Origin of the sequence: Streptomyces sp. SID10853 (genome assembly GCF_010548145.1) — a bacterium.
Lineage (GTDB): Bacteria > Actinomycetota > Actinomycetes > Streptomycetales > Streptomycetaceae > Streptomyces.
Window position 1 is genome coordinate 1 of sequence record NZ_JAAGLN010000196.1, and the last position, 13,392, is coordinate 13,392.

The following is a 13,392-nucleotide window of genomic DNA, read 5'->3' on the forward strand; positions in this document are numbered from 1 at the left end:
TTGAGGGGTTAAGGCTCCCAGTAGACGACTGGGTTGATAGGCCAGATGTGGAAGCCCGGTAACGGGTGGAGCTGACTGGTACTAATAGGCCGAGGGCTTGTCCTCAGTTGCTCGCGTCCACTGTGTTGTTCCCAGACCACGAACTATCGTGCCGGCGGAACTTGTTTCACTTACTTAACTGAAGAGTGTGCTTGTTCGCTAGAGCCCAATTAGGGTTTCGGTGGTCATAGCGTTAGGGAAACGCCCGGTTACATTCCGAACCCGGAAGCTAAGCCTTTCAGCGCCGATGGTACTGCAGGGGGGACCCTGTGGGAGAGTAGGACGCCGCCGAACAATCTTTGAAGGACCTTTGGTCCCAGCGTTCAGCGCTGGGACCAAAGGTCCTTTTTTTATTTCCCGGAGCGCGTCGGATCGCCGACTGCGTGAGAATGACTGCGGTACCCGAAGACAGGAGCCCCACCCATGTCCACCAACTCTCCCGACGACCGACCGGAGCGCGAGCCGCGTCGCCGGGACGGCGGTGACCAGGGCGGATTCCGCGGTGGTCGTGACAATCGGTCCAGTGGCCCGAGTCGTGACAACGACCGTGGTGGCTTCCGCCGTGACGACAGCCGCGGAGGCAATCGCGGTACCGGCGGCACCGGCGGTGGGTTCCGGGGTGGCCGTGACGACCGTTCGTCCAGCGGCCCCCGCCGTGACGACCGTGGGGGGCGCCCGGCCGGTGCCGGTGGTGGCTTCCGCGGTGGTCGTGATGACCGTCCGTCCGGTGGTCCGCGCCGTGACGACGACCGTGGTGGACGTCCCGGTGGAAGTGGCGGTGGTGGCTTCCGCGGTGGCCAGCGTGATGACCGCGGCGGCCGACCGTCCGGTGGCGACCGCGGCGGGCGTCCGGGCGGCAGTGGCGGTGGCGGTGGGTTTGCCCGTCGTGATGACCGTCCGTCGTTCCGGCGTGATGACAGTCGTGGTGATCGTCGTGATGACAGCCGTGGTGGGCGTCCGAGCGGTGGCGGCGGTTTCGAGCGTCGCGATGACCGTCGGGATGACCGTGGTGGCCGTCCGTCGGGTGGCGATCGTGGTGGGTTCCGAGGTGGTCGTGACGACCGTCCCTCCGGGGGCCCGCGTCGTGATGATGAGCGTGGTGGAGGTTTCCGCCGCGATGACCGCCCCAGTGGTGGTTACGGCCGCCGTGACGACCGAGGCAGCGACCGCGGTGGGTTCCGGGGTGGCCGTGATGACCGTCCCTCCGGTGGTCCGCGCCGTGACGACGACCGTGGTGGACGTCCCGCTGGCGGTGGCGGTGGGTTTGCCCGTCGTGATGACCGTCCGTCGTTCCGGCGTGATGACAGTCGTGGTGATCGTCGTGATGACAGCCGTGGTGGGCGTCCGAGCGGTGGCGGCGGCTTCGAGCGTCGCGATGACCGTGGTGGCGACCGGCGCGACGACCGCGGCGGCCGCTCCTTCGGCGGTGACCGTGGTGGGTTCCGTGGCGGTCGCGACGACCGCTCCTCCGGTGCTCCGCGTCGTGATGACCGTCCCTCCGGTGGTCCGCGTCGCGACGATGAGCGTGGTGGGGGCTTCCGCCGTGACGACCGTCCCAGCAGTGGTGGCTACGGCCGCCGAGACGACCGGGGCAGCGACCGCGGTGGCCGCCCCTCCGGCGGCGGTGACCGTGGCGGATTCCGTGGCGGTCAGCGCGACGACCGGGACCGCGGTGGGTACCGCGGCGGCCAGCGTGACGAGCGTGGCGGCGGTTTCCAGCGGGACGAGCGCGACCGGGACCGCGAGCCCGTCAAGCGGCTGCCGATCCCCGAGGACGTCACCGGCCAGGAGATCGACAAGGATGTGCGGCAGGAGCTGATGAGCCTGCCCAAGACCCTCGCCGAGGACGTCGCCAAGAACCTCGTGATGGTCGCCCGGCTGATCGACGAGGACCCCGACGAGGCGTACGAGTACTCGCGTATCGCGCTCCGGCTGGCCTCCCGGGTCGCCGCTGTGCGTGAGGCCGCAGGGTTCGCCGCGTACGCGACACAGAAGTACACGGAGGCGCTTGCCGAGTTCCGTGCCACGAAACGGATGACCGGGACGGTGGACCTCTGGCCCGTCATGGCCGACTGCGAGCGCGGTCTTGGCCGGCCCGAGCGTGCGATGGCGATGGCCGGGGAGCCCGAGGTCCAGAAGCTCGACAAGGCCGGACAGGTCGAGATGCGTCTGGTCGCCGCCGGTGCCCGCCGCGACATGGGGCAGATCGACGCGGCGATCGTCACGCTGCAGAGCCCCGAGCTGGCGTCCAACTCCGTACAGCCGTGGACCGCGCGGCTGCGCTACGCGTACGCCGACGCGCTGCTCGCGGCGGGCCGGGAGGACGAGGCGCGCGAGTGGTTCGCCAAGACCATCGAGTCCGACAAGGACGGCTCGACGGACGCATCGGACCGGCTCGCCGAGCTGGAGGGTGTCGAGTTCGTCGACGTCGAGGACGAGTCGGGCGAGGACGTGTCGGTCGAGGACGAGTCAGCGGACGAGTCGGGCGACGAGTCCGACGGGCCCCTGGCTGACGGCCCGGACCTGCACGCGGGCGACGACAGGGCGGATCGTGACAGTACGGATCGCGACAGTACGGACCGCGACCGGGACTGAGTCCGGCCGGCCGAGCCGGTGAAACAACGAGAAGGGCCGCACTCCGGGAAGCCGGGTGCGGCCCTTCTCGCGTGGTGCGGGGGTACGCACACGCACCTCGGCCCCACCCCGGCCCCAGCCCCCCGTCTCAGCCGATGGTGAGGCTCCGCAGCACCAGCCCGGTCGCCGGTTTCGGGCCGAAGGACGTCGACTTGCGGGGCATCGTCACACCCTGGCGGGCCAGTTCCCGGACGACCTCCTCGCGTACCGGATGCATCAGCACCGCCGTGCCGCCGTGCCGCTCCGCCTGTTCGACCGCCGCGTCCGTGGCGTGGATGTACGCGATGTGCTCGGGCGCGTCCGGGACCGACCAGACCTTGTCGAGGAGCGTGTGGTGCAGGACGGTCGCGTCGAGTGTCCGCCAGGCCGCGGGGTGATCCGTGGGAACCGTGCGGTCCAGCAGATCCTGCGCGGGGTGGTCGGCGAGATGGAACCGGCCGTCCCCGGCGAGCAGAAAGGCGTTGCCCGCGGCCGCCGCATCGGCGAGGGCGGCCAGCGCCTCCGGGAGCGTGTCGATCGTGCGGACCCGGAAGGCGCCGGCGAGCCCTGTCAGCGCCTCGGCGACGGGCAGCCGGTGCAGCACCCGGTGGATGGCCCGTACCTGGAGCGGATAGCGGACCGTGTCGATGAGAAGCACCAGGCCGTACTCCCACGGGCCCGGCCCCGGATGTTCGTCGCGCAGCCGGAGGTAGGTCGCCCACCGGTGGTGGCCGTCGGCGATCAGGGCCTGGCGGTCGGCCAGATCCGCCTGTGCCTCCGCGATCCCCGCCGGGTCGGTGACGGCCCACAGCCGATGGCTGAAGCCGTCCTCGGTGGTCGTCGCGAGCAGTGGAGGGCCCGCTATGGTCCGCTCGATGACAGCCGCGGCACCCCCGTGGTCCCCGGCCTGCGGAACGCCGTCACCCCCGCCCTGGTCGCTGCTGCGGTAGGTCAGGAGCAGCGGTTCGAAGTTGACGGCTGTGGTCCGCATCAGTGCCGCCCGGTCCGCGACGATGTCCGCCATCACGTCCTCGTGCGGGAGGACCACGCCCTCCTCGGGCGTGGAGAGGGCCAGCGCGCCGATGAGACCGCGCTGGAGCACTTCGCCGGAGCGCTGTTCGTACACGTACAACGCGGCCTCCGGGTCGGCGGCCAGGATGCCGTCCCTGAGCCACTCCGCGAGGGTCGCTGCGGCCTGCTCGTTGCGGGCGGCCGGGGTGTCGGCCTGCGGCAGGATCAGCCGCACGATGTTGTGCGGATCGGCGGACTCCAGGTGCAGCAGCCCGTCCGGCCTGACCACGACGTCGTAGGGCGGGGACGTCACGGCTGCGAGGCTGCCGACGCGTTCGGGCACGTAGCGCACTCCGCGGAAAGGGAAAAGTCGCAGTCCGTTGTCCGCATGCCGACCACTTGAAGTCATTGGTGCATGGTATGTGGGGATCCGTCATACGGGATGATCGGGAGACGAACAGCCAACGAGGAGTGCGATGACCCGTCAGATCAGGACCAGCCCGGACGGCACGAAGACAGCGCTGAGTGAGACGTACGACACAGCCCTGCTCGATCTGGACGGGGTGGTGTACGCGGGCGGTTCGGCGATCGTCCACGCCGTCGCCTCACTCGGGACCGCGCGGGACGGCGGGATGCATCTCGCGTACGTCACCAACAACGCGCTGCGTACGCCCGGGGCGGTGGCGGACCACCTCACCGAGCTGGGGGTGCCCGCCGAGGCCGCCGATGTCATCACATCGGCGCAGGCGGTGTCCCGGCTGATCGCCGATCAGGTGCCGCGAGGGGCCAGGGTGCTGGTCATCGGCGGTGAGGGGCTGCGGGTCGCGCTGCGTGAACGCGGCCTGGAACCGGTGGACTCCGCGGACGACTCGCCGGTCGCGGTGGCCCAGGGGTACGGCGGGCCCGACATGACCTGGGCGCGGTTCGCCGAGGCCGGCTATGCGATCAACAGCGGTCTGCCCTGGTTCGTTTCGAATACGGATCTGACCATTCCCAGCGCGCGCGGGATCGCTCCGGGGAACGGCGCCGCGGTCGAGGTGGTCCGGATCGCCACCGGCGCCGAGCCGCAGGTGGCGGGGAAGCCGCTGCCGCCGATGCACCGGGAGACCGTGCTGCGGACCGGTGCCGAGCGGCCGCTGGTCGTCGGCGACCGGCTGGACACCGACATCGAGGGTGCGTTCAACGGCGGCGTGGACTCGCTGCTCGTACTGACCGGGGTGACGGACGCGGCGCAGCTGCTGGCGGCTCCGCCCGAGCACCGGCCGACCTATGTGGACGCGGATCTCCGCGGCCTGCTCACGGGTCAGCCCGAAGTGAGTGCTGCGGACGGCGCGTTCCGCTGCGGCGGCTGGACCGCTTCGGTGCGGGACGGGAAGCTGGCCGTCGACGGTGAAGGGGGCGCGCTGGACGGCCTGCGGGCGCTGTGCGCAGCGGCCTGGACACACGCGGGCGACGGTACGTACGGTCTGGATGCGGGCGAGGTGATCTCCCGCGTCGGGCTCTGAGCGGTGTGCTCTCTCGGAGGCCGGCTGCCGGGGAGGTACGGTCTCCCGTGGCGGGCCTTCCATGGCGGGTCTCCGCCGGGTCTGCGGGGGGTGATCGGCCGGTCTCCGGGGGTGATCGCCCGTGTCGGGGCCGCCCCGCGGTGGCCCCTCCCGTTTTCCCGGTCGCCTCCCGCCCGTAGCACTGCCAGGGTAGGCTAACCTAACCAGGTGTTGGTCGACAGTCCCTCCAGGCAGAGCGCGGAGCAAGCCCCCGCGCCCCCCAAGCACAACGCGGCGCGCGCCGCCGGGCTCCTGCTGTCTCTCGCCGTGCTCCTGCTGGTCGTCGTCGCGAGCATCGCGATCGGCGCCAAGGCGGTACCGCTCGGCGATGTGTGGCACGGCCTGGCACACAGCTCGGGCACCGGCAACGACGTCCTGATCAGGGACGTGCGAATACCGCGCACCCTGCTGGGGGTCCTCGTCGGCGCCGCGCTCGGGGTCGCCGGGGCCGTGATGCAGGCACTGACCCGCAATCCGCTCGCCGAGCCCGGCATCCTCGGCGTCAACGCGGGCGCGTCCGCCGCCGTCGTCTCCGCGATGAGCTTCCTCGGCGTCAGTTCCTTCACCGGCTATGTGTGGTTCGCCTTCGCCGGCGCCGCCGTGGTCTCGGTGCTGGTGTACGTACTGAGCGGGAGCCGCGGGGCGACCCCGGTACGGCTCGCGCTCGCCGGTACGGCGGCCACGTACGCGATGTTCGGATACGTCAACGCCGTGGAGCTGCTGGACTCGGCCGCGCTGGACAAGATGCGCTTCTGGACGGTCGGTTCGCTGGCCACGGCGACGTCCGGGACGGTCTCGCAGGTGTGGCCGTTCGTCGCCGCCGGTCTGCTGGTCGCGCTGTTGCTCGGCCGCCCGCTCAACGCCATGGCCCTGGGCGACGACACCGCCAGGTCGCTCGGCGCGCACCTGACGCGCACCCGGGTCCTCGCGATGCTCGCCGTCACCCTGCTCTGCGGTTCGGCGACCGCCGCCTGCGGGCCGATCGTCTTCATCGGGCTGATGGTCCCGCACATCGTCCGGGCCATCACCGGACCCGACATGCGGTGGACGCTGCCGTACGCGGCGGTCCTCTCGCCCGTGCTGCTGCTGGGCGCCGATGTCGTCGGCAGGATGGTCGCCCGGCCCGCGGAACTCCAGGTCGGCATCGTGACCGCGCTCATCGGCGGTCCCATCTTCATCTTTCTCGTACGCCGCCGGAGGATGACTCAGCTGTGAAAGCGATCCACGCGATACGGACCCCGGGCGGGCTCTCCCTGCGGGTCGAGGTCAGGGCGGCGATCGTCGTCGTCCTGCTGGCCGTGGTCGCCCTGGCGGCCGCCGTCGTACTCATCGGGAGCGGCGACTACCCGATGGCGCCCGCGGATGTGATCCGGACGCTGCTGGGCAGCGGCACCACCGCCCAGGAGTTCATCGTCAACGACCTGCGGCTGCCCAGAGCACTCGTCGGCCTGCTCGTGGGGGCGGCGCTGGGTGTCGGCGGTGCGGTCTTCCAGTCCATCTCCCGTAATCCGCTGGGCAGTCCTGACGTGATCGGTTTCGGGCAGGGGGCCAGCGTCGGCGCGCTGGCCGTGATCGTGCTCTTCCACGGCGGGGCGACCGCGGTGGCCGGCGGGGCGATCGTCGGTGGTCTGGCCACCGGTGTCGCGGTGTACATGCTGGCGTGGAAGCGCGGTGTGCACGGTTACCGGCTGGTCCTCGTCGGTATCGGCGCCGCAGCGATGCTCACCGCCTGCAACAGCTATCTGCTCACCAAGGCCAATCTGGTCGACGCGACCCGCGCCGTGGTCTGGATGACCGGCTCGCTCGATGGCCGCGACTGGTCGCAGGTCTGGCCGCTGCTGATCGCCTGTGTGGTCCTGATGCCGCTGGTCCTGGCGTACGGACGCAACCTCAGGATGCTGGAGATGGGCGACGACGCGGCGTACGCCCTGGGTGTGCGGGTCGAGCGGACCAGGCTGGTGCTGATGCTGGCCGCCGTGCTGCTCACGGCGGTCGCCACCGCGGCCGCGGGGCCGATCGCCTTCGTGGCGCTCAGCGCGCCCCAGCTCGCCCGCCGGCTGACCCGCTCACCGGGCGCCAACCTCCTGCCGTCGGCGTTCATGGGCGCGGCCCTGCTGGTGGTCGCCGACTGGATCGCCCAGCGGGCCTTCGGGGACCGGCAGCTGCCGGTGGGAGTGGTGACGGGGGTGCTCGGCGGCTGCTATCTGCTGTGGCTGCTGGTCTCCGAACGCAAGGCAGGACGGATCTGATGACAACCAGGAGTACCACCATGCAGCGACTCACCGCCGAATCGGTCACCCTCGGCTACGAGCAGCGGGTCATCGCCGAGAACCTCTCCGTCGAGATCCCCGACAACTCCTTCACCGTCATCGTCGGCCCCAACGCCTGCGGCAAGTCGACCCTGCTGCGCGCCCTGTCGCGCATGCTGAAGCCCTCGCAGGGGCGGGTGCTCCTCGACGGCCAGGTGATCGGCTCGATGCCCGCCAAGAAGGTGGCCAGGACGCTCGGGCTGCTCCCGCAGTCCTCCATCGCCCCCGACGGCATCACGGTCGCCGATCTGGTGGCCCGCGGCCGCTACCCGCACCAGGGACTGCTGCGCCAGTGGTCGCCCGACGACGAGCGCATCGTCGACGAGGCCATGGCGGCCACCCGGATCGGCGAGCTGGGCGACCGGTATGTGGACGAGCTGTCCGGCGGTCAGCGCCAGCGGGTGTGGATCGCCATGGCGCTCGCCCAGCAGACCCCGCTGCTGCTCCTCGACGAGCCGACGACCTTCCTCGACATCCAGCACCAGATCGACGTGCTCGACCTCTGCGCCGAACTGCACGAGACACAGGGGCGCACCCTGGTGGCCGTACTGCACGACCTGAACCACGCCGCGCGCTACGCGACCCACTTGATCGCCATGCGCGACGGCGAGATCGTCGCCGAGGGGCCGCCCGCAGAGGTCGTCACGGCCGCGCTGGTGGAGAAGGTGTTCGGGCTGCGCTGCCAGATCATCGACGACCCCGAGACGGGGACACCGCTGGTGGTACCCGCCGGGCGCCGGGCGCGTACCGCGGGGACGGCCTCGGCGGTGTCCTGAGGCGGGGCTGAACGGTGTCCTGAGGCGGGCCACAAGGGTTCTGCGGTGTGGCCACAAGGGTCCTGAGGTGCGGCTACCGGGGTTCTGCGGCGTGGCTGGAGCGGCTAGAGCAGTGTCCTGAGGCGCAGCAGGTCGCGGAAGCCCGCTTCGAGCCGCACCCGGCCCGAGCCCCAGGCCCTGGCGAAGTTCAGCTCACCGGCGACCAGGGCCACCAGGTCGTCGCCCTTCATCGCGAGCCGGATCTCCGCCTTCTCGGGCGGCCGCCCCTCGATGGTGTCGAGCACCTCGATACGGCCGTCCACCAGACGCCCGGTGAACGTGACGTCGAGGTCGGTGATGTGGCAGCTCAGCGAGCGGTCCAGCGCCGCGGCGCTGCGTACCTGGCTGTTCGCCTCTGTCATGTTGTCCGAGAGCCTGTCGAGGGCGCTGCGGCACTCTTCTGTCGTCGCCATCGTGATCGACCGTACCGCAGCGCTTCGGGGTAGCGTCTGGGCATGAGTGACGTGATGCCGGAGCCCTCCGCGGCGCAGGCCGGGAGCCAGGACGGCCGGGAAGGCCAAGGCGGTCAGGAAGGCCAGGACGGTCAGGAAGGCCAGGACGGTCGGGAGGGCCAGGGCGGTCGGGACGGCCGGGAAGACCAGGACGGTCAGGAAGGCCAGGGCGGTCGGGAGGGCCAGGGCGGTCAGGACCCCCGGGACACCGCCGAGCAGGCCCCGGCGCCGCTGGGTGTGGCCCGCATGCCTACCGGGAACGGCGCGGTGGACCGGCTGCTCGACCGGCTGGCCGACGCCGACCACCTCGCCGCCGACGGACATGTCGAGGTGTACGAAGATGTACACCGGGGGCTGCGTGAGGCGCTGGACGCGCTGGACACGCCGCCCGGACCACCGGTCCCGGCCCGCGGCCCCCTTCCGCACAACGTCCCTCACAACAGCAGGAGCTGAACCGAACGTGGCAGGAGTGGCACGCCGACGTCTCGACGCCGAGCTGGTCCGCCGGAGTCTCGCCCGCTCACGCGAGCACGCGAGCCAGCTGATCGCGGCCGGGCGGGTGACCGTCGCAGGCGCCACAGCGACCAAGGCGGCCACCCAGGTCGAGACGAGCGCCGCCGTCGTCGTCCGCAAGGACGTCACCGACCCCGACTACGTCTCGCGCGGCGGGCACAAGCTGGCGGGCGCCTTCGCGGCCTTCACGCCGCTCGGCCTGCGGGTCGAGGGGCGGCGGGCGCTGGACGCGGGCGCGTCGACGGGCGGCTTCACCGATGTCCTGCTGCGGGCGGGCGCCGCGCAGGTCGTCGCGGTGGACGTCGGGTACGGGCAGCTCGCCTGGTCGCTGCGGAGCGACGACCGCGTCACCGTCAAGGACCGTACGAACGTACGCGAGTTGACGCCGGACGACATCGGCGGAACGCCCGTGGACCTCGTCGTGGGCGACCTCTCGTTCATCGCGCTGGGACTGGTGCTGCCCGCTCTCGTGCGGTGCGCGGGACCGGACGCCGATCTGGTGCTGATGGTCAAACCGCAGTTCGAGATCGGCAAGGACCGGCTGGGCAGCGGAGGCGTGGTCCGCAGCCCCGGGCTGCGGGCGGAGACGGTGCGGACGGTGGCCGGACAGGCGGCCGGACTCGGACTCGGCGTGCGGGGGGTCACCGCCAGCCCGCTGCCGGGGCCTTCGGGGAACGTCGAGTACTTTCTGTGGCTGCGGGCCGACGCGCCCGCGCTCGATCCGGCGGATGTGGAGCGTGCAGTGGCGGAGGGGCCGCAGTGACCGAAGCAGCATCACCATCGGCAGCCGACCCGGCAGTACGGGGATCCGGGGTACGGCCAGTGGCACCCCCCGTGGCGGCGGGGCCCGCGGTGGAAGGGCCGGCACAACCGGCGGCGCCGCCCCCGGACCGTACGGTCTTCCTGCTCGCCCACACCGGGCGGCCCGCCGCCATCCGCAGCGCCGAGCGCGTGGTGGAGGGGCTGCTGAAGAACGGGCTGCGGGTGCGGGTCCTGGCGGCCGAAGCGGCCGACCTGCCGGTGCCGCCGTCGGTCGAACTCGTCGCCGAGGCGACACCCGCCTGCCTGGACGGCTGCGAGCTGCTGATCGTGCTCGGCGGCGACGGGACGCTGCTGCGCGGCGCGGAGTTCGCCCGCGCCTCCGGGGTGCCGATGCTCGGCGTCAACCTCGGCCGGGTCGGCTTCCTCGCCGAGGCCGAGCGCGACGACCTCGACAAGGTCGTGGACCGGGTGGTCACCCGCTCGTACGAGGTCGAGGAGCGGATGACCGTCGACGTCCTCGTGCACAACAACGGTGACATCGTGCACCGGGACTGGGCGCTCAACGAGGCCGCCGTGCAGAAGACCGAGCCCGAGCGGATGCTGGAGGTCGTCCTGGAGATCGACGGCCGTCCGGTCACCGGCTTCGGCTGCGACGGCGTCGTCTGCGCCACCCCGACCGGTTCGACCGCGTACGCCTTCTCGGCCGGCGGGCCGGTGATCTGGCCCGAGGTGGAGGCGCTGCTGATGGTGCCCATCGGCGCCCACGCGCTGTTCGCCAAGCCGCTGGTGACCTCGCCGGCCTCCGTCCTCGCGGTCGAGGTGCAGCCGCACACCCCGCAGGGCGTCCTGTGGTGCGACGGTCGACGGTCGGTGGAACTGCCGTCGGGTGCCAGGGTCGAGGTGCGCAGGGGCGCCGTGCCCGTACGGCTCGCACGGCTGCACCATGCGTCGTTCACCGACCGGCTGGTGGCCAAGTTCGCGCTGCCCGTGGCGGGCTGGCGCGGCGCTCCGCACTGATCTCCCGACACCCGCGCCGGGTGTCCGGCAGGGGCCGGCCGGCGGCCCGTCCGGCCGGGCCACGTCGCACGGGACCCGGGAAACCTCGTATGGTCATGTGCGTGTTGGAGGAGATGCGGATACGGTCGCTCGGAGTCATCGACGACGCTGTGGTGGAGCTTTCACCCGGCTTCACCGCGGTGACCGGTGAGACCGGCGCGGGCAAGACCATGGTCGTGACCAGCCTCGGGCTGCTGCTCGGCGGGCGCGCCGACGCCGCCCTGGTGCGGCTCGGTGCCAAGTCGGCAGTGGTGGAAGGGCGGATCGTGCTGCCCGCCGGCGCGCCCGCCGCGGTGCGGGCCGAGGACGCGGGCGCCGAACTCGACGAAGGTGCCCTGCTCATCAGCCGGACGGTCTCCGCCGAAGGGCGCTCACGGGCGCACATCGGCGGACGTTCCGTACCGGTCGGGCTGCTCGCCGAGATCGCCGACGAACTGGTCGCGGTGCACGGCCAGACCGACCAGCAGGGGCTGCTGCGCCCGGCGAGACAGCGCCAGGCCCTCGACCGGTACGCGGGCGAGGCCGTGGCGGGGCCGCACACCAAGTACGCGGCCGCCTACAGGCGGCTGCGTGCCGTCGCCGCCGAGCTGGAGGAACTGACCACCCGGGCCAGGGAACGGGCCCAGGAGGCCGACCTGCTCCGGTTCGGGCTCGACGAGATCGCCGCGGTCGAACCGCTGCCCGGCGAGGACGCCGAACTCGCCGCCGAGGCCGAGCGCCTGGGGCACGCCGAAGCGCTCGCGTCCGCCGCCTCCGCCGCGCACACCGCGCTGGTCGGCAACCCGGAGGACCCCGAGGGCGTCGACGCGACGACGCTGGTCGGCGGTGCGGGACGGGCGCTGGACGCCGTACGCACCCACGACCCGGCGCTGGCCGCGCTCGCCGAACGGATCGGTGAGATCGGCATCCTGCTCGCCGATGTGTCGGGGGAGCTGGCCGGTTACGCGGACAACCTGGACGCCGACCCGCTGCGGCTCGCCGCCGTGGAGGAGCGCCGGGCGGCGCTGACCCAGCTGACCCGTAAGTACGGCGAGGACATCGCGGCCGTACTCGCCTGGTCCGAGGAGAGCGCGGCGCGCCTCACCGAGCTGGAGGGCGACGACGACCGGATCGGCGAACTGACGGCGGAGCACGAGGCGCTGCGCTCGGAGCTGTCCGGCCTGGCGCAGACGCTCACCGACGCGCGGACGGAGGCGGCCGAACGCTTCGCGGGCGCTGTCACCGCCGAACTCGCCTCGCTGGCCATGCCGCATGCACGGGTGACGATCGACATCCGGCAGACCGATGACCCCGATGGGGTGGAGGTCGGCGGGCGGACCGTCGCCTATGGTCCGCTCGGCGCCGACGAGGTGGAGCTGCTGCTCGCCCCGCACCCGGGCGCGGCCGCACGCCCCATCTCCAAGGGGGCGTCGGGCGGTGAGCTGTCCCGGGTGATGCTCGCGGTCGAGGTCGTCTTCGCGGGGTCCGATCCCGTACCGACGTATCTCTTCGACGAGGTCGACGCCGGGGTCGGCGGCAAGGCCGCCGTGGAGGTGGGCCGCAGGCTCGCCAGGCTCGCCAGGTCGGCGCAGGTGGTGGTCGTGACACATCTGCCGCAGGTGGCGGCCTTCGCCGACCGGCAGCTGCTCGTCGAGAAGACCAACGACGGCTCGGTGACGAGCAGCGGCGTCACCGTCCTGGAGGGCGAGGACCGGGTGCGGGAGCTGTCCCGGATGCTCGCGGGCCAGGAGGACTCGGAGACGGCCCGGGCACACGCCGAGGAACTGCTGGCCACGGCACGGGCGGACGGCTGAGCGGACGGGTGAGCGGACGGCTGAGCGGACGGGTGCGTGCATGAGTGCGGCCCCGGCCGGGCGTGTGCGGGCGAGGGGCGTGCGGGTGTCCGCTGCGCTGCCCCGGTCCGGCTGGTCAGGTCAGGCTGTCCCGGTCAGGCCCCCCAGGTCCGGCTCTCCCGGTCCGGCATCAGGTCGGGCTGTCCCGGTCAGGCCGCCCAGGTCGGGCTCTCCCGGTCCTGCCGTCCGGACCGGCCGACCCGGACCGGATGCAGCTCCGGCGCCGCTCTAGGGTGGGGCGCATGACCAGACACGGCGCCCGCACCACCGCACTTCTCGCCTCGTTCGGTGCGACCCGAGCCGCCGCGACGGGGCTGCGCCGCCGGTTTCCCGGAGGCGCAGGACGCTGGCAGCGCACCAACTACGCCGGGCGCACGGTCGATCTGTGCGCCGGCCCCGCCACCACCGTCGGAGCGGCGCTCGGCGCTGTCGCCGGAGCCCTGCCG

The 13,392-nt window shown here is 72.1% G+C and carries 11 protein-coding genes, 2 rRNA genes and 2 pseudogenes; 13 read left to right on the plus strand and 2 right to left on the minus strand.

The genetic code is table 11. The annotated features are described in order from the left end of the window. The 4 genes and pseudogenes from G3I19_RS27725 to G3I19_RS27740 form a co-directional block, all read left to right on the plus strand. Nucleotides 1-105, plus strand: a 23S ribosomal RNA gene (locus G3I19_RS27725); the annotation flags it as partial. 111 nt (nucleotides 106-216) lie between these two features. Continuing rightward, nucleotides 217-333, plus strand: a 5S ribosomal RNA gene (rrf, locus tag G3I19_RS27730). Between the two features lie 171 nt (nucleotides 334-504). Then, nucleotides 505-1,341 (plus strand): annotated as a pseudogene (locus G3I19_RS38150) (hypothetical protein); the annotation flags it as partial. 516 nt (nucleotides 1,342-1,857) lie between these two features. Further along, a complete protein-coding gene (locus G3I19_RS27740) occupies nucleotides 1,858-2,634 on the plus strand; it encodes a tetratricopeptide repeat protein (RefSeq protein WP_239074874.1) in 777 nt (258 codons plus the stop codon). A gap of 127 nt (nucleotides 2,635-2,761) precedes the next feature. On the opposite strand, the gene G3I19_RS27745 is transcribed toward G3I19_RS27740, so the two are convergent. Next, the gene (locus G3I19_RS27745) at nucleotides 2,762-4,072 is read right to left on the minus strand and encodes a DUF1015 domain-containing protein (RefSeq protein WP_164266456.1); all 1,311 of its coding nucleotides are present in this window, start codon (nucleotides 4,070-4,072) and stop codon (nucleotides 2,762-2,764) included. 67 nt (nucleotides 4,073-4,139) lie between these two features. Here G3I19_RS27745 and G3I19_RS27750 point away from each other — a divergent pair, with 67 nt between their 5' ends. From G3I19_RS27750 to G3I19_RS27765, 4 genes are all read left to right on the plus strand, one after another. After that, nucleotides 4,140-5,168, plus strand: coding sequence for an HAD hydrolase-like protein (locus tag G3I19_RS27750; protein WP_164266457.1), 1,029 nt, complete (start codon nucleotides 4,140-4,142; stop codon nucleotides 5,166-5,168). A gap of 207 nt (nucleotides 5,169-5,375) precedes the next feature. Beyond that, a complete protein-coding gene (locus G3I19_RS27755) occupies nucleotides 5,376-6,422 on the plus strand; it encodes an iron chelate uptake ABC transporter family permease subunit (RefSeq protein WP_343235226.1) in 1,047 nt (348 codons plus the stop codon). After that, nucleotides 6,419-7,456 carry an iron chelate uptake ABC transporter family permease subunit gene (locus G3I19_RS27760; RefSeq protein ID WP_164266458.1) on the plus strand — a complete coding sequence of 346 codons (1,038 nt, stop codon included), beginning with the start codon at nucleotides 6,419-6,421 and terminating at the stop codon, nucleotides 7,454-7,456. Before G3I19_RS27755 ends, G3I19_RS27760 begins: the two co-directional genes overlap by 4 nt. A gap of 20 nt (nucleotides 7,457-7,476) precedes the next feature. After that, entirely contained in the window at nucleotides 7,477-8,292 is an 816-nt protein-coding gene (locus G3I19_RS27765) for an ABC transporter ATP-binding protein (RefSeq protein WP_164266459.1), read from the plus strand. Between the two features lie 104 nt (nucleotides 8,293-8,396). Here the strand turns inward: G3I19_RS27765 and G3I19_RS27770 are convergent, their stop codons facing one another. Then, on the minus strand, nucleotides 8,397-8,744 hold the full coding sequence (locus G3I19_RS27770; protein WP_164266460.1) for an SCP2 sterol-binding domain-containing protein: 348 nt from the start codon (nucleotides 8,742-8,744) through the stop codon (nucleotides 8,397-8,399). Nucleotides 8,745-9,014: 270 nt separating this feature from the next. On the opposite strand from G3I19_RS27770, the gene G3I19_RS37735 reads away from it, so the two are divergent. The 5 genes and pseudogenes from G3I19_RS37735 to G3I19_RS27795 all read left to right on the plus strand — a co-directional run. After that, entirely contained in the window at nucleotides 9,015-9,236 is a 222-nt protein-coding gene (locus tag G3I19_RS37735; RefSeq protein WP_164266463.1) for a hypothetical protein, read from the plus strand. 7 nt (nucleotides 9,237-9,243) lie between these two features. Next, entirely contained in the window at nucleotides 9,244-10,059 is an 816-nt protein-coding gene (locus G3I19_RS27780; protein WP_164266461.1) for a TlyA family RNA methyltransferase, read from the plus strand. Nucleotides 10,060-10,148: 89 nt separating this feature from the next. Further along, nucleotides 10,149-11,075, plus strand: coding sequence for an NAD kinase (locus tag G3I19_RS27785; RefSeq protein WP_343235227.1), 927 nt, complete (start codon nucleotides 10,149-10,151; stop codon nucleotides 11,073-11,075). Nucleotides 11,076-11,164: 89 nt separating this feature from the next. Beyond that, nucleotides 11,165-12,907: a DNA repair protein RecN gene (gene recN, locus G3I19_RS27790; RefSeq protein WP_203600401.1), complete on the plus strand. Its 1,743-nt coding sequence runs from the start codon at nucleotides 11,165-11,167 to the stop codon at nucleotides 12,905-12,907. 281 nt (nucleotides 12,908-13,188) lie between these two features. After that, nucleotides 13,189-13,392: pseudogene (locus G3I19_RS27795) on the plus strand (hypothetical protein); the annotation flags it as partial.